The organism is Streptomyces sp. NPDC091682, from assembly GCF_044756625.1.
Taxonomy (GTDB): Bacteria; Actinomycetota; Actinomycetes; order Streptomycetales; family Streptomycetaceae; genus Streptomyces.
The window spans coordinates 169979-185899 of the sequence record NZ_JBIVTH010000015.1; the positions used below are offsets into that span (position 1 = coordinate 169979).

Genomic DNA, 15921 nt, shown 5'->3' on the forward strand with positions numbered 1-15921 from the left:
CGAGGCCCTTCTGCCCCCTGTGCCGGTCGCCGGGTCCAGCTCCTCGACGACCGCCTTCGAGCCGCGGGCCGCCGGCTTCCCCATTCCTCGGGCGTTCGTGCGGCGTCCGGTCGTCGCCCCGAGGCCCGGCGACCTCGCTCATCCCGCGCCGTCCGGTGCGCTCGAACCTTCGGCGGTCATCCCTTCCACCTCATCGTTGCGGTCCTCAGGAGCCCCTGCAGGAACGGAGCGCCAAAGGGCGAAAGCGAGGATGAGCATCGGCCGTTCAGGGCACCAGGGACAAGGCGCGCCGAGGCTCCGATGCGGCTCGCTGGCCTCCGCCGCCGACCATCGTCATCGTCAGGCCGAAGAGCATCTTGTTCATCTCGTCAGACGTGAGGCCCAGCTCGGCTGCCACCGCCGCCGGCTTCATTCCCGTGGACCGCAGGCCCTGGAAAACCTTGGTGAGCACCTGAGAGGTCTCCCGCTTCTTCATGCCTTCGGGCTCCGCCTTGCGGTAGCCCCGCTGGCTCAGCTCGATGCAGGCGGAACGGTACTGCCAGTCGGTGAGTAGTCCGAGGTCGTGCATGCGGTAGGTCAGGGCCATCGCGGACACGTTCCAGATGGCCTTGCCCTTGAGGATCTGATCGACGTGTGCCCCGGTCGGCATGTGGCCCAGCACGCTCGAAGCGGGCATGAGGAAGGCGCTGGCGAAGTCGTTCGCCTGCCTCTCGGCCTCGGGGCCGGCGCACTCGCGGTCGGTGCCGTGCATGACGAGGTGTCCGAGTTCGTGGGCGGCGTCGAAGCGGCTGCGCTCGGCGGACTTCATCGTGTTCAGCAAGACGAACGGGGTTCTCCCGCGCCAGACGGCGAAGGCGTCGACCTCCGCGTAGTCGGGCGCGAGCGAGAAGACTCGGACGCCGTGCGCCTCCAGTAGGTGCACCATGTTCGGTGCCTGGGCGTTCCCCAGCCCCCACGTCGTGCGGACCATCTCGGCCGCGGTCTCAGGGTCGGGCTTGCCGAGAGAGGGGAGGTCGGCGACCGGCAGACGGAAGCGTTCCTCGATCCAGTCGTAGAGGAGCGCGGCCAGCGTGCCGGCGGCGCGCGCGGCGTCGAGAGTGCGGGCCGGGGTCTTGATTCGAGCACGCCACCAGATGCCCTCGGCGGGCAGCTCGTCGATCTCCGGACCTGTGAAGACTGCCTCGGGATCCGGATGGTGCGGGTGGGGCGGCCAGTATCGCGGCCACCCCACATGATGGGCCTCAGCGAAACTGGGCCGGAGTCGCCTTCGCCACGCAGTTCGGCGGGTACTCCCCGCTCTTCGCAGCCCTCGCCGCCACTTCGTTGCTCGCGACGGTGCTCGCCGTGGCATCAGCGGCGAGGAAGCCCCACCCGGTCAGTTCCGCCGATCCGAGGTGAGCGTGATCCAGCCGTCCGGGATCCAGCCTTCGAGGTAGCCCTCCAGGAACGGCTCGAACTCCGGGATTCCGAGGTGCGCCACTTCCCCGAGCGCCTGGCGCCACGGAAGCCACAACTGTGATGGCCAGGGGCCGCCTTCGACGTGCATCGTGAACAGACGTGCCTTCCGATGTGCGCCGTCACCGGGCGACACGCCATCCAGCCGGGCCACCGTGCCGCCGAACCGGAAAGCCAAGCCGGCAGCGAGTCGGCATGCAGCCGCTCTGTACGACTCACCCGGGGCACACGCGCCCATGGGGAGGCTCATGAGCCCCGGCGAGTACTGGACAAGGCCCATCCGGTGAAGGTCGTCGAAGCACACGAGATACACCACACGCCGCCGCGCCTCTGGTGCATACATACCCACAAGAAAAAGAATGGCCCGTCGGGAGCGCGACGCACTCCGGGCGGACCGAACGGGTGGGTAGTCGGCGATCTCAGGACTCGGGCGGCGCGGGCGGCAGCGCCGCCGGCCCGGGCCAGATCTGGAAACCGAAGGACGCTTCCAAGCGGGCGAGCGTGCCCGAGTCCGGCATGACCCTGCCGTTGAGTACCCTGCTGATCGTCGAATGGGTCAGACCGGTCGCTGCCGCGAGGCTGCGCAGCGTATGTCCGGTGGAGGACATGGCCCGCGCGAGGTTCCGGGAGAGGGACTGGCCGTAGTAGGCACTGACCGGAGCATCAGGAGCGAGAGCCGCATTGGGCCAAGCGCCGTCCACGACGTAGTCGCGCGGCTGCTTGTCGTTGCTGCTCCGGGGCATGCCGAGATCATCCCACGTACCCATGGGGCCGACCCTTCCCTTGTCTCGGATCCGGCAACGGAGTCCTCTTGCGTGTTGCAAGTACGGAACAGCGTAAGGGTCCACGAGCCGTCCGTGCGGCACATTCCAGGGTTTCGGCAGCGCTCCGTGGTGGCGGGCGACGACACCACCCGGTCCCTCACGCGCCACTCGGCTACTACGCGCGCCCGATGCGCCACTCCGGCAAGCGTTCTCAGATGCACCGAGACCGGAGACATCATGCAAGCCATAAGAGACATGGCCTCCAACACGACTCACTTACAGCGGAGTTGCACCCAACCCCAGAGAATCTGCACGCTCGCATCTATGCATTTGCCTGCGGAGCGAGCGAAGGCTCGCTAGCTTGTGGGTGGATCATCCGAGGGGAGCGGAGCATGACCACAACAGGAGCGGGGTCCGCGCACCCTCTCGTTGAACACCTTCGCGAAATCCAGGCCGGGGAACACGCCAAATGGGTCATCGCGACTGGCGTGTTGGCCGAGGTGCGACAAGAGATGGCCGACCTCCAACGTCGCTTCGAAGAAGCGGAGCGATCCCTCCTGGCGGCCGACGTACGACTGTCGGCCGTGAGCGACACGGTTCGCCAGGCCGAGGAGTTCTTGGGGGCGAAGCAGCCCTCACATCCACCGACGGATCCAGGTGAACGCCCGAATCCCGCGGACCCGCAGAGCTCCGGCTCCGACGCCCGCGACTCCGGTGTGCCACATCAGGCGGCGGGTCGGCCGGCCTCCGGCGTCGACACGGAGCAGAAGTCCCTCACAGAGCTGGTCCTCGAAGCGCTCGCGGACGGCCTGGATACACCGACCTCCAAGATCGTCGCCCATGCCCAGCTGTCGCGTCCGGACGCGACACCTCGGCAGATCACCAACTGCGCCAGCCACATGCGGGCCAAGGGGAAGGTCCTCATTGTCGGCCGCGGACTCTACCGACTGGTCAGCAAGGAGCCGCGCACGTAGAGATCGCCATCTTCCAAACAGAAAAAGGCGCCGCCTGGGTGGTCAAGACCCTGGCGACGCCGTGACACGTCAGCTGAGGGCCCACGCGCCGCCTCCAGGCTAGGCCATGGAGTAGCGACCCACCCGGCCCTCGGGAATTTTGTGCATTCAGCACTTGATCATAAATGAGGGCCCACACCATGCCATCTGACGCATTCATGCACCACTGGCCCCTACATGCCAGCAGCAGTCAGACGCCCCAGTACCCCCACGGGGGTGTTCGATGAGTGCCGCAGACAAGGTCCGCAACATCATGCCCACCGGCGGAATGGCCACCCTGCGACAGCTGAAGGTGGTCGACGCCGTCGCCGAACTGGGCGGCGACGACCGCCTAGCCATCCCGGTCTCAGAGATCGCCACCAAGGTGGGGCTCAGCGCCTCCAACATCTCCTCCTCGCAGGGCTTTCTTCGTCAAGCCGGCCTGCTGGAGACGCACCACGGAGCCCTTTCGGTCACCGATGCCGGCTTTCAGTTGACGCGGCTCCGGGTGGAGGACTCCGCCCGCGCTCGCCTCTTCCTGCATGACCACTGGCAGTCCGCCTGGTTCACCAAGGCCGCCAAGCGCCTCCTGCGACAAGGGCCGCGGCAGAGGACCACGCTCGCCGAAGAGCTCGGCCAAGGGCTGCCCGCAGCGGCGCCCGAACGCGGGCTCTATCTGGTGGACTGGCTCGACTACGCCCTGATCGTCCACGTCGCCAAGGACGGACTGGTCCGCCTCCCGGGCTCCATCCCCACACCCCCGCCCCCCGCCGCTCCGGCATCAGGCCTGTTCCTCAGCTCCGTCGAAGAGACCATGGCGCTACCCGACGACACCTTCGTAGCGGCCATGCGGGCTTACGGGACCCTAGTGAGCTCGCTCCGGGGGCCGGCGGCCCGCGCCTAGCCAGGCCGGCTCGCCCCGCCGCACCGAGTGACGCCCCGGGCCGTCCTGCCCGGGGTCTCTTCGGCGCGTCCTCATCCATTCGCCCACGCCGGGTTGCAGCGGAGATCACACATGCCCATCGTAATGGTGCAAGTACGGAACACAATGAATCATTCGAATCTTCCCGGTCAGAGGGTCGAGGGAGGGGTCGAACTGCTCTCCCCGACCCTCCGGAGGACCGTCATCATGGGAAGCGACCTGTCTCTCATCCATGCCATCGACCTCGTCATCGACGCATGGCGGGAGATGACCGCCCTCGACGAGATGTCCGAGCAGACCTTCGACAAGTTCGGTCTCCTCATCAAGAGGTTCGGACGGAACGCCACTGCGCGAGGCGTACTGCTCATCTCGGACGTCACCGATGGCATCGCCGAGGACTTCGTGAACGCCAAGGGCCGGAGCCGCCACGGCCACGTCTCGGACTCGGCGGTGGCTACCCGCCGAGTCCGCCGAAGCGTCTTGCGGACCGCCTTCCGCACCCTGCACGAGCTCGGCCTGAGCGACCAGGATCCGACACGCAACATCGTCCTGCCCGCCCGCACCTACGAAGGTTCCCGCCCTCTCACCGAAGACGAGGCCGTACTGCTGCGCCACCACGCCGCATACGCGGCCCGGCCGACCCGGCACGCAGCCGCGGCCGCCCTCGCCCTGGCCGGCGGGCACAGCGGCGAGATCGGGCACAGCGTCGTGGCCGACCTCGACCTGCCGCACAGCCGCGTCTGGATGCACGGAGCGCGCAAATACGACCCCCGCTGGTGCCGGCTGGACGCCTGGAGCCGCCACGTACTGGCCGATCGAGCCCGCCACGTCCTCGCTCAGCACCCGGACAAGACCACCGCGCGCCTCGCGGTGTCCTGTACCCCGGCACCCGATCCGGCCCTGCAATCGCGCACGTGTGTCGCGCTCCGCGATCTGCTGCGCAGGATCGGCCTTGACGGGGAACCCGACGTCACCCCGGCTTCCGTCACCACCCGTGCCGCCGTCGAGACCTTCGAAGTGACCGGCCGCATCGAGGAATCCGCCCGAAGGCTCGGGCTCCGATCCCTGGACAGGGCCGCCTCCATCGTCGGCTACGACTGGCAGACCGACCCCGCCTACACCGACGGGGGCCCGGCCCGTGCCTGACGACGTCTTCGGAACCCCCAAGCCCCACCCCGAACGCCCGAACCGCAAACGCCAGCTCACCGACCAGGACCAGCGCAGCATCGCGGAGCGCGTCCGCGACTGCCTCGACTACCCGCTCCTCTACGAGATGGCGGAACTCCTACCCCCGCCGAACGTCGTCGGCTGCCCCCGCGAGTACCCGGGCATCGTCTACCTGATCATGGCCGCCCTCACCCCGGTGACGAAGTCCAAGCGTTCCACCACAGGACTCCTCGCCTCTCCCCAGGACTGGCGCAGCGTACGGGCGAGCATCCGCCGCCACCTGGGCCGCAGGGCAGCGGCAGCCCTGCCCCTCACCGCACCTTCCCGCGGGCAGTACCAGGACGCCCTGAACAACCTCCTCGTACCGGCCGCTGACGCACTCGAGGAAGCGTTCCGCAGGTATGCCGCCCAGCAAGCCCTGAGCCAAGGGCTGTTCCCCTCGGACACGCCCAAGGTATGGAGCCGCCCCGAACGCCGACAGCTCCTCGTCGGCGACGCCACCGTCCCCAAGGCACCCTCCAAAGCGCGCGCCGTGGAGATCACGGACGAGGACACCGGCCTGATCCGAAACCACCGCGTCGACCCGGCCGCCCGCATCTACTACGAGAACGGAGAGAAGGAGAAGCGGCGGGTACGCGGCACCAAGTGGTTCTTCGCCTCCGGCCGCGACACCGGCTACTGGACCCGCGTCATCCTCAGCTTCGCCCACGTCGCCGGCGGCGAGTACGAAGACGAAGCAGCCATCGCCGTACGCCAGTTCCGCATGCTGAAGGACGCACTGCCCCACTGCATGGGCGTCGTCTACGACGGAGCCTTCCGCGGTGTCCACCGCGACGCCCTCGCCCGGGCCGGCCTATTGGCCATCAACAAGCAGCACGGATCCGTCGCCCCCGTCTTCTACGAACGCATCAGCCCCTGCCGAAGCGGCCACGAGCTCTGGTGCGACCAAGGCCGCATCGCCGAGAGCATCCGCATCGACGACGGCACCCGCATCCTCGAACCCCTCCCCATCACCAAGCTCGAGCACCGTGCCGGAGCCGCCAAGAGCCGCTGGTACCACGTCCTCAAGATCCCCTGCCGCCACGGCGACCACGACTACCGCGTCCCCGTCGGCATCACCACCACCCCTGCCGACCGGACCCTGCGCTGCGTCGACACCGGCAAGCGCATCAAGAGCGACAGCGAACGCGGCTTCCACCGAGCCGAATACCTTCAGCAGATCCCCGAGGCCAGCCTCACCCACCAGCTCCTCTACCCCTACCGCGCCGACTCCGAGTCCGTACACAGCCAATTCGACCAGAGCCTCTGGAATCGCCGCATGATTGCCTACGGCGTGGATCGCCAGAAGATCTTCGTCCTCGGCTTCGCCCTCTCCCAGAACGCCACCAGCCACCAGATCCACCTCCAGGCCCGCAGCAACGCCCAACAGGTCCTCCGCATCGCCTGACACCCCTCGACCCCACGACGGCCGCGCCCACCCCAGGGCGCGGCCGTCGCTCCGTTAAAAAGGCCCCATCCGTGGCAAGCGGAACAGAACGGACGCTCCAGCAGCCTGCCCACACCCGTGCAGCACCCCCGGCCTCCCCACCCACCACCCCAGAGGCTCAGAAACCCCAGGTCACGACGATGCCTTCACCTCAGGCCCACTCCCACGGCAATCCATGCGACCACTCCCAGCACGATCCGCTAGGCTGTCAGCGGTCAGTCGGCTACCAGGCGCGTGCCGGGGACAGTGTCCGCGAGGGCATCTCGACCCGGATGTGTGCACGTCATCTGACCAGCATGTTTGTCGAAACAGTCCGCGCGATCCCTCTGGGGTTTCCGGCAAGGTTTCCGACAAGCCCCCGCCTTCGTAGCTCAGGGGATAGAGCACGGCTCTCCTAAAGCCGGTGTCGCAGGTTCGAATCCTGCCGAGGGCACGGACGAGGCCCCGCGGTCGATATCGATCGCGGGGCCTCTTCGCGTTGTGGTTACATGGCGCACGTGTCGCGTGACGCCGCCTACTGAGATGTGGGCCGGGCGGTGGTTGGGCAGGCACCTGTTCTTGAAGGACCGGGCCCATGGGCATGTACGCCACCGGCTACGGGTGATCTCCCTCGGTTGTTTCGCTGCCGTCGCACGCACGCACACCGTGAGGAAGTCAACACTCCGTGTCATCGTTCAATCACGCCGTCATCGAAGAGTTCAGGGCGAACGCCGGCCAGGTCGGCGGGCCCTTCGAAGGTTCCGAGCTGATCCTGCTCACCACCACCGGCGCCAGGTCCGGCAAGCCGCACACCGTTCCGCTCGGGTTCACCCGCGAGGACGGCGGCGGGGAGCTGTTCGTCGTCGCGTCCGCCGCCGGGGCCGACCGGCATCCCGCCTGGTACCACAATCTGCTCGCGCGGCCCCTCGTGGAGGTCGAGACCGGGACGCAGACGTACGAGGCCGTCGCCGTTCCCGCCCAAGGAGCTCGGCGGGACGAGCTGTTCGCGCGGATCGTCCGCGCGGAGCCCGGGTACGGGGAGTACCAGGCGCGCACCCGGCGGGTGATCCCCGTCGTCGTGCTCCAGCGCACCCACGAGGTCCCGGCCCGGGAGGGCGGTATCGCCGGGAAGCTGCTCGAGGTGCACGGCTGGCTGCGGGCGCAGCTGGCCCTCGTACGGGACCTCGCGCGCGAGGAGCCGCAGGGCGCCGGGGCGGCCTCGCTCGGGCTGCAACTGCGCCAGCGCTGCCTCGCGTTCTGCCATTCGCTGGAGTTCCACCACCGGAGCGAGGACGCCGGGCTCTTCCCGTACCTGGAGCAACAGCATCCGCACATGCGGGAGTTCTTCCTCCGGGTGGGCTCCGAACACCGCGCCATCGCAGGGCTCCAGGAGGAGTTGGTACGCGCCCTGGACGCGCCCAGCGTCGGATTCAGCGAGCGGGTGGAACGGATGAGCCGGGAGTTGGAAGCCCATCTCGACGGCGAGGAAGCGCAGTTGCTCCCGGTCCTGCGGGCCCTGGAAGCGTGACGCGGGCCTCGGCTCCGCCCGCCTCCCGGTTGCGGAAGGTGAGGGTGGCGCCGAGGACCCGGGCCTGACCGTCCGCAATGGTCAGGCCCAGCCCGTGGCCCTTGTTCGTGCCCTCCGTACGGAACCGCTGCGGGCCGGTGGTCAGCACGTACTCCGGATAGCCGGGGCCTGAGTCCGTGACGGTCAGGGTCCGGCCGTCGACCGTGAGCGTGACCGGGGCCGCGCCGTGGCGGTGCGCGTTGGCCACGAGGTTGCCCAGGATCCGCTCCAGGCGCCGCCGGTCCGTGTCCACCCGCAGCGAGCCGCGCGAGCCGCGCACCTCCAGAGCCGTCTCGGTGCCCGAGGCGCGGATGGCGCGCGCCGCCAGATCGGCCAGGTCGTGCGAATCCAGCTCCAGGCGTTCGCTGCGCGTCTCCAGCCGGGAGATCTCCAGGAGATCCTCGGTCAGCGAGCGCATCGCCCGCACCCGGTCCCGTACGAGCTCGGCCGGACGGCCCGGCGGCAGGAGCTCGGCGGCTGCGTTCAGGCCGGTCAGCGGGGTGCGGAGCTCATGGGCGACGTCCGCCGTGAACCGCTGTTCCGCTTCGAGCTTGCCCTGGAGCGAGGAGGCCATGGTGTCCAGGGCCCGGGAGACCGCCGCCACCTCGTCCTTGCTGCGCGTGCTGTCGTCGACGCGCGCGTCGAGGTCACCGGCGCTGATTCGGCGGGCCACCTGCGCGGTCAGGTGCAGCCGTCGGGTGATCCGGGTGACGACGAACGCGCCGATGAGGAGGGTGCCCCCGATGGCGAGCCCGGAGGAGCCGAGGATGGCCCGGTCCAGTTCGACGATGGTCCGCTCGCTCGCGCGGAAGTCCACGGAGACGGCTATCGCGCTGCCGTGGGCGGCGGGCCCGGCCGCCCACATCACGGGCCGGCCCCGGTGCCTGCCGACGGCCGTGCCGCGCTTGCCGCCGGCCGCCAGGGCGCGCAGCTCCGGGGGTAGGCCGGCCGGGTCGATGCCCTCGCCGCGCGGCATGCGCCCGCCGGTCTCGTAGGCCTCGATGGTCCGTTCCAGCCGGGTCAGCGCCTTCTCGCGGGCCGTGCCCACGGTCTGGCGGGTCATGGCGCCGTGCACGAGGCAGCCCAGCAGCGCCGCGAGTCCGCAGCACATGAGGGTGATGAAGACCGTGGCCTTCCAGGTCAGGGTCGAGGTCCAGGCGGGCAGTCGCGGGCGCGGCCGCAACCGCTCGTCGCGCTGCGTGTCGTTCATGGTCACGTCACGGTAATGCGCGAGCCCCGGAGGGTGAGCGGCGGTATCCGGCCGGATCGCACCGGCTCCGGCCGGATCACGACGGATCGCAGCCGATCGAGGCGGATCGAGGCGGGGCGCGACGGGTCGAGGCGGGTCGCCGCGGGTCGCCGCGGGTCGCCGGGCGGACCACTACCCCGGACCACCGCGCCGGACCGGGGGCGCACGAAGCCCTTCCGACCCGGGCCGGAAGGGCCGTGCCATCACGGTCAGCTCAGACCACTGCTGCGTTCGCCGATACGGTCGCCCTGCGGAGTGCCGGCCCGCTTGAGCGCGGCCTTCGTGTGCAGTCCGCCCTTGACCTTGCTCCGTACCGGACCGCTGAAGCCGTGTCCCGGAGCGCGCGGCGGTTGCGCCTGCTCCTGCGCCTTCGCGATGGCCGCCCGGACATCCCGCTTCTGCTCTTTCTTCATCCCGTCGTCAACTCCTTCGGGAAGCACCCAATCGGACTACTGGGATCGTATGCACATATACGGACCAACGCACCCGGACCGATGTGCAAAGAATTCCGATCAAGAGCCTGGATCAGGGACGCGGCGGAGCCGGACGCGTCGGCTGGCCCAGCGTCTGGTGCACCAGGTCCTCCGGGCAGGGCGTCCCCCGCGGCAGCTGGTACTTCGCCGCCACCCGGTACTCCCCCGGCGCCGGTGCCAGCAGCTCCGTCCACACGTCCCCGGTGTCGTCCGGAGCGGCCTTGAAGAGGCATCCGGCCGTGTTCGCGTACTGCTTGCGCAGCGCGCCGCCCTCCCCGCTCCCGCCCCGCGCCTTCGAGGCGGAGGTCTCCTGCGGCGGCGGTACGGGCTTGCCCGTCGCGTCCACCAGCCCCAGCCACGGCGAGTGCGGGATCCGCACCAGCACCCGGCCGGGCTGCTTCACGTCGACGACCAACTGGTCGGCGCTCGCCCGCACCACGGTCGCCGGCCCGGCGACCAGGTCGGTGGGCTCCTGGACCTTGAAGAGCAGCCAGTTCGCGTCGCCCCACACCTGCTGGAGGTAGGGGAGCCCCCCGCGCACCAGCTTCGCCTCGTCCACCCCGCCCGAGTCGGGTTTGTCGGCGGGCAGCACCACGTAGTGCACGGCCCAGCGCTCGAGCCAGGCCCGGTAGCTGTCCGCGGTGAGGGTGTCGTCGTAGAAGAGCGGGTTGCGCTCCAGGTCCGCCTGCCGGTTCCAGCCACGCGCGAGGTTCACGTACAAGGGGAAGGCGGAGGACTCGCGGTGGCTGCTGGCCGGCACCACCTCGACCCGGCCGCGGTCGGCGTGCGCCTTCTGCAGCTGGTCGACGAGGGGGGCCAGCTCCCGGCTCCAGGCGGCCAGCGGGGTGGTGCGGACGATGTCGGTGACGCTGTTGGTGGTGATCCAGGCGTTCAGCCCGACGAAGGCCAGCAGCACCGCGTACCAGCGCCGCGAGCGCGGGAACTCGTAGGGGAGGGCCGCGAGCAGCGCGGCCCCGCCGAACAGCATCACCAGGCGGGTGACGTTCGAGCCGACCTGGGAGTCGATCGCCCAGGTGAGGAAGACGCCGAGGGCGTAGACGGCCGAGGCGATCCGGACGGTCTTCCACCGCCTCGGTACGAGGAAGAGGATCAGCAGCCCGAACACGAACGGTAGCCCGGCCGAGCCGATCTTCATCGGCTGCGTCCCGGAGAACGGGAACAGCCACGCCGACAGCCCCACCACGGCCACCGGGGCCAGTCCCAGCGCGTACGCGCCCGGGCGCCGCCCGCTCAGGAACAGCGCGGCCGCGATCACCCCGAGGAAGAGACCGGCGACGGGGCTGGCGGCGGTCGCGAGCCCGGCCAGCGGGGCCGTCACCGCGGCCTTGGCCCAGCGCCGCTCCGCCCACTTTCGGGGCCAGCAGAAGACGGCGGCGACGGCGCCGAGCGCGAACATCACGCCGAGGCCGAAGGTGACGCGGCCCGAGAGGGCGTTGCAGAGCAGGCCGTAGACCCCGGCCAGGGCGGGCCACAGGGGCTCGCGCACGGCCCCGCGGCAGCGGGTCAGGATCAGCGCGAGCAACCCGGCCGAGACGGTACCGGCGATCATCATCGTGGTCCGGACACCGAGCATGTGCATGAGGTACGGCGAGACCACGCTGTACGAAACGGGGTGCATGCCGCCGTACCAGGCGAGGTTGTACGCCGAGTCGGGATGGCGACCCACGAACTCGGCCCAGGCGTCCTGCGCGGCCAGGTCGCCGCCGCTGTTGGCGAAGCTGAAGAACCAAACGACGTGCAGCAGCCCGGCGAGGACGGTGGCGACGACCACCGGGTGGCGCCGGGCGCCGTCGAGAGCGGCGGCGAGCGGGCCGCGGGGCGGCCGGGTGCCTCCGGGCGCGGAAGGTGGCGCGCAGGCGACGGTCGTGGCGGACCCGGCAGTCGTGGCGGACGTGGCAGTCGTGGCGGACGCGGACACCCCGGAAGCAGCGCCGTCGGCCGACGGGATGGCCTCCTGGTGCCAACCCTGCTGCTCAGTGGTGGTCACTGCCGCACTCCCCAACCCATGAGTACACGAACTTCCCGGGGGCCTAGACGCGGCCCGGCGCCCCGGGGTTGCCCGGGGCGCCGGATCTACGCTCTCACCGGATGTCAGCCGACGCGCGTCAGCTTGCTGCCGATGCTCGGCGCCGCGAGGTCGCTCTTCAGCGCCACCGGCACCTTCACCTGGCTCGCGCCCTCGCCGACGGTCAGCACGCCGACCTCGGTACCGGCCGCCGCGGTCTGCGGCAGCTTGCCCCCGCCGTTCGCGAGCTTGAGGTCCACGGTCAGCGAGGCCCAGCCGACCGCCTGCACGTCGGCGGTGGCCACGACCGGCGTCCGGCCGCCGAGCCCGTCGTCGACGTACCCGACGACCTGGCCCTTCTTCACGACGGTCGCGCCGTCGAGTGCCTTCTGGGTGGCGACCATCAGCTCCTTGCTCGCGGCGAGCACGGTGTCGATGATCGACGGCTTGTGCTGGCCGAGGACGGCTCCGACGATCAGCTGGTTGGTGTTGCCGACCTTCTTCTGGGCGGCGAAGAGGAGGTTTCCGCCGGCCTTGGTCGTCGTACCGGTCTTGATGCCGAGCGCGCCGGCCGGTCCGGTGAGGCCGTTCCAGTTCCGCCAGCTCTTGTTGTACGGGTCGACCCAGTTGGGCTTCTTGGTGATGTCGAGCAGCGTCTCGATCTCGACGAGCTTCAGGCCCAGCTTCACCTGGTCCTCGGCGGTGCTGACCGTGGTCGCGTCCAGACCCGAGGGGTCCGTGTACGTCGTGTTGGTCATGCCGAGTTCCTTCGCGGTGTCGTTCATCTTCTTGACGAACGCCTCCTGCGACCCGGAGTCCCAGCGCGCGAGCAGCCGGGCGATGTTGTTGGCCGACGGGATCATCAGGGCGGCGATCGCGTCGTACTCCGAGATCTTGTCGCCCTCCTTGACCGTGTCGAGGGTGGACTCGTTGTCGGTCGAGTTGTTCTTCTTGCCCTCGGTCTCGGCCGTCTTGTCGATCTCGATCATCTCGCCCTGCTCACCCTTCTTGATGGGGTGGTCGCGCAGGATGATGTACGCCGTCATCGACTTGGTGACGCTCGCGATCGGTACGGGCTTCTGTTCGCCGGACTGGCCGAGCGTGCCGAGACCGGCGGCCGCCATGTACGCCTGCCCCTCGGTGGGCCACGGCAGCTGGGGCTTGCCGCCCTCGAAGGTGTACGAGGACTTGCCGGTCATGACGAGCTTCGGCTCGGGCAGCGGGCGGACCAGCTGCACGACGGCCAGGATGACCACCAGGAGCGCCACGAGCGGCGCGTAGATCTTGACCCGCCGGATGGCGGTGCGCATCGGGCTCGGCGGCGGGGGCGGGTTGTTCGTGAGGTCCGCGAGCATGTCGAGCGGCGGCTTGGGCGGCAGCGGCTGCTGCGTGGTCCGCTCGGAGTGGTCGAGCCGCGCGACGGCGGGCGGCACCGGAACCTTCGGCCGCGGTTCGGCCGCGGGCGCGATGCCCTCCGGACGCAGCGGCACGAAGGTGCTGCCCTTGGGCGGCTCGACCGCGGCCTCGGCCCCGGCGGGCTTGGCCCCGGCGGGCTTGGCCCCGGCAGCGTTGGCGGCCGGGGGATTGGCCACGGCGGCGGGCTTGGCGGCCGGAGGCTTGGCCGCGGCGGGCTCGGCCTCCGCGGGCTTGGCGGCGGGCTCGGCCGCGGTCGGCTTGGCCAGGGCCGGCCTCGCGGCAGCGGGCTTGGCGGGGTCCGACTTCGGGGCAGCCGCCGCCTCGGCCGCGTCCACCTTCGGAACGCGGAAGACGGCGGTGCGCTCGCTGTCCGCCGGCTCCTCGCCCTTCGGCCGCTCAGCCGCGGGCTTCGGCCCAGCAGCCGGGGCCGGAGCAGAAGCGGAGGCGGGCTTCACGGCGCGGAACACCGCGGTGCGCTCGCTGTCCGCCGGCTCCTCGCCCTTCGGCCGCTCAGCCGCGGGCTTCGACGGCTCGGCGGCAGGAGTCGAAACGGAATCGGTCTTGAAGGCGCGGAACACGGCAGTGCGCTCACTGTCCGCGGGCCCGTCGGCCTTCCCCTGCTCAGCCGCGGGCTTCGGCTTGACGGGCTGGAAGGCGCGGAAGACGGCAGTGCGCTCGTTGTCCGCGGGCTCCTCGCCCTTGGGCTTCTCGGCCGGCGCGGGGGCGACGGAAGGACCGGAATCGGAATCTGAGTCCGACGTCTCGGTACGGGCTTCAGGCGTGCCGGAATCGACGGCGTCGGGCTCGTCCGAGTCCGCCTCTCCGTCCGCCGAAGCGGAAGCCTCGGCAGCATCGCCATCGTCATCGCCATCGTCGGCGGAGGCGACCCACGCCGCCACCGCGTCCCGCAGCGGGTCACGCCCGCCACCGGACTCAGCACCGACACCGGCACCGGCCCGCGGCGCATCGGGCCCGTCGGCTCGTGCCTCGGAATCCGCACCGGCGTCGGCATCCACATCGGCACCGGCACCGGCCTGCGGTGCATCGGGCCCGTCGGCGTCCGATCCGGATTCGGCATCATCGACATCGACATCGACATCGACATCGACACCGGTCTCGCCGGAACGAGTGGACCCGCCGTTCTCGGGATCGCGCGGCCGGAGCACGGACAACCTCGGATCACGCTCCGCGGACGACTCCGCCGCCCCCGGCGCTCCTTCATCTACCGACTTGTCGGGGGACTCGCCCGCCACCGTTCCTCCTCCATCGCCGCCACGTCCGGCTGTCCGAATGTCTAACAGTGTCCCGTCTCGGGAGCATCGCCCCCGTGCTAGACGAGAACGACATAGCTGCGGGTTCCCCCACAAAGCGACCACGCGCTCTCGACAGATGAATGTGAGAGGCGTCACCCTGTCACTCATCCACGCGGGGAGGCATGGATGGGCAGGAGCCGCAGAACAATTCCGGAGGAGCTTCTGCTGCTCGCCTTGGACCCGGCCACGGGTACCACGGCGCAGCCGCAGTCGCTCGACCTCGGCCTGGCCGGGGCACAGCTAGTGGAGCTGGCTCTGGCAGGACGGATAGCCCCTGATGGGGATCGTATCGCCGTGGTGATGCCACGGCCGACAGGAGATCCGACTCTGGACTCCGCACTGGAACTGCTGCGCAGGCGCGGCAGTCCGGTACGGGCCGTCCACTGGATCGGTGGACCCCGACTGGGGCTCCGCCAGATTTACCTCGCCCATCTGGAGCGCTGCGGCATGGTCCATGCCGTGGCGGGACAGATGTGCGGAGTGCTTCCGACGACTCGCTACCAGGCGACGGACACGGAGATCAGCCGGGAGATCCGAGCCCGGCTCGACAGTGCGATCCGCACCGGCGTACCGCCGGACCCGCGGACCGCGGCGCTCGCCGCACTGGCCCACGCGGTCGGACTCGGCAAGCACCTGTACCCCGGCAACGAGGGTCGGTCGTCCAGGTCCCGACTGCGGGACCTGATCCGGCACGACCCGATGGGCGGACTCGTGGCGCACGCCGTGATGGACGTCCAGAACGGTGTGGCCGCACAGCCACGCCGTGACCGCGCACCCGCACCGCCGGCCCGGGTCACGGCGAGCAGCGTTCCGCTGCAGCCGCGCCGGACGGGCGCGATGGCCCGCGCGGCCGCGCACTGATCCACCCCGACCCACCCCCGATCCACCCGATCACCCGTTCCACCGCTTCACCGCTTCACCGCACCACCATCGCAACGCCACCGCCCAGACCGACGTCCGCGAGGACCCGGTCGGTTCGGGAGCCGCCAGCGCGGGGGGGGGGGGGGGGGGGGGGGGGGGGCCCCCCCCCCCCCCCCCCGGGGGGTGTGGGGGGGGGGGCCCCCCCCCCCCCCCCCCCCGGGGGGGGGGGGGGTGAAAACCAAAAAAACCGC

General features: G+C 70.3%; 13 protein-coding genes and 1 tRNA gene. 7 read left to right on the plus strand and 7 right to left on the minus strand.

What is annotated here, in order from left to right:
* Positions 1 to 265: 265 nt before the first annotated feature.
* The 3 genes from ACIQK6_RS30620 to ACIQK6_RS30630 form a co-directional block, all read right to left on the minus strand.
* Positions 266 to 1231, minus strand: coding sequence for an ImmA/IrrE family metallo-endopeptidase (locus ACIQK6_RS30620; protein WP_402695911.1), 966 nt, complete (start codon positions 1229 to 1231; stop codon positions 266 to 268).
* 144 nt (positions 1232 to 1375) lie between these two features.
* A complete protein-coding gene (locus ACIQK6_RS30625) occupies positions 1376 to 1798 on the minus strand; it encodes an NUDIX hydrolase (RefSeq protein WP_402695913.1) in 423 nt (140 codons plus the stop codon).
* Between the two features lie 76 nt (positions 1799 to 1874).
* Positions 1875 to 2198: a helix-turn-helix transcriptional regulator gene (locus ACIQK6_RS30630; RefSeq protein ID WP_063890625.1), complete on the minus strand. Its 324-nt coding sequence runs from the start codon at positions 2196 to 2198 to the stop codon at positions 1875 to 1877.
* A gap of 533 nt (positions 2199 to 2731) precedes the next feature.
* On the opposite strand from ACIQK6_RS30630, the gene ACIQK6_RS30635 reads away from it, so the two are divergent.
* From ACIQK6_RS30635 to ACIQK6_RS30660, 6 genes are all read left to right on the plus strand, one after another.
* Positions 2732 to 3193 (plus strand): hypothetical protein, encoded by a 462-nt coding sequence (locus ACIQK6_RS30635; protein ID WP_402695915.1) that lies wholly within the window; start codon positions 2732 to 2734, stop codon positions 3191 to 3193.
* Positions 3194 to 3455: 262 nt separating this feature from the next.
* Complete coding sequence (locus ACIQK6_RS30640) at positions 3456 to 4115, plus strand: hypothetical protein (protein WP_402695917.1); 660 nt, start codon at positions 3456 to 3458, stop codon at positions 4113 to 4115.
* 225 nt (positions 4116 to 4340) lie between these two features.
* Positions 4341 to 5279 carry a hypothetical protein gene (locus ACIQK6_RS30645; protein ID WP_052031094.1) on the plus strand — a complete coding sequence of 313 codons (939 nt, stop codon included), beginning with the start codon at positions 4341 to 4343 and terminating at the stop codon, positions 5277 to 5279.
* Positions 5272 to 6747 (plus strand): hypothetical protein, encoded by a 1476-nt coding sequence (locus tag ACIQK6_RS30650; protein WP_402695919.1) that lies wholly within the window; start codon positions 5272 to 5274, stop codon positions 6745 to 6747. Before ACIQK6_RS30645 ends, ACIQK6_RS30650 begins: the two co-directional genes overlap by 8 nt.
* A gap of 399 nt (positions 6748 to 7146) precedes the next feature.
* Positions 7147 to 7219 (plus strand) — tRNA-Arg (locus tag ACIQK6_RS30655).
* A gap of 231 nt (positions 7220 to 7450) precedes the next feature.
* Positions 7451 to 8293: a nitroreductase/quinone reductase family protein gene (locus ACIQK6_RS30660; RefSeq protein WP_402695921.1), complete on the plus strand. Its 843-nt coding sequence runs from the start codon at positions 7451 to 7453 to the stop codon at positions 8291 to 8293.
* On the opposite strand, the gene ACIQK6_RS30665 is transcribed toward ACIQK6_RS30660, so the two are convergent.
* The 4 genes from ACIQK6_RS30665 to ACIQK6_RS30680 all read right to left on the minus strand — a co-directional run bounded on the left by ACIQK6_RS30665 (position 8196) and on the right by ACIQK6_RS30680 (position 14512).
* Positions 8196 to 9542, minus strand: a complete 1347-nt coding sequence (locus ACIQK6_RS30665) for an ATP-binding protein (protein ID WP_329101030.1) — start codon at positions 9540 to 9542, stop codon at positions 8196 to 8198. The two genes, ACIQK6_RS30660 and ACIQK6_RS30665, sit on opposite strands and share 98 nt — an antisense overlap.
* A gap of 248 nt (positions 9543 to 9790) precedes the next feature.
* Positions 9791 to 9994 carry a hypothetical protein gene (locus tag ACIQK6_RS30670; protein ID WP_402695922.1) on the minus strand — a complete coding sequence of 68 codons (204 nt, stop codon included), beginning with the start codon at positions 9992 to 9994 and terminating at the stop codon, positions 9791 to 9793.
* A 112-nt stretch (positions 9995 to 10106) separates the two neighbouring features.
* Entirely contained in the window at positions 10107 to 12062 is a 1956-nt protein-coding gene (locus ACIQK6_RS30675) for an MFS transporter (RefSeq protein WP_402695924.1), read from the minus strand.
* A gap of 104 nt (positions 12063 to 12166) precedes the next feature.
* On the minus strand, positions 12167 to 14512 hold the full coding sequence (locus ACIQK6_RS30680) for a hypothetical protein (protein ID WP_402695925.1): 2346 nt from the start codon (positions 14510 to 14512) through the stop codon (positions 12167 to 12169).
* 423 nt (positions 14513 to 14935) lie between these two features.
* Between ACIQK6_RS30680 and ACIQK6_RS30685 the strand changes: the two genes are divergently transcribed.
* Entirely contained in the window at positions 14936 to 15670 is a 735-nt protein-coding gene (locus tag ACIQK6_RS30685; RefSeq protein ID WP_329101026.1) for a GPP34 family phosphoprotein, read from the plus strand.
* Positions 15671 to 15921: the final 251 nt, after the last annotated feature.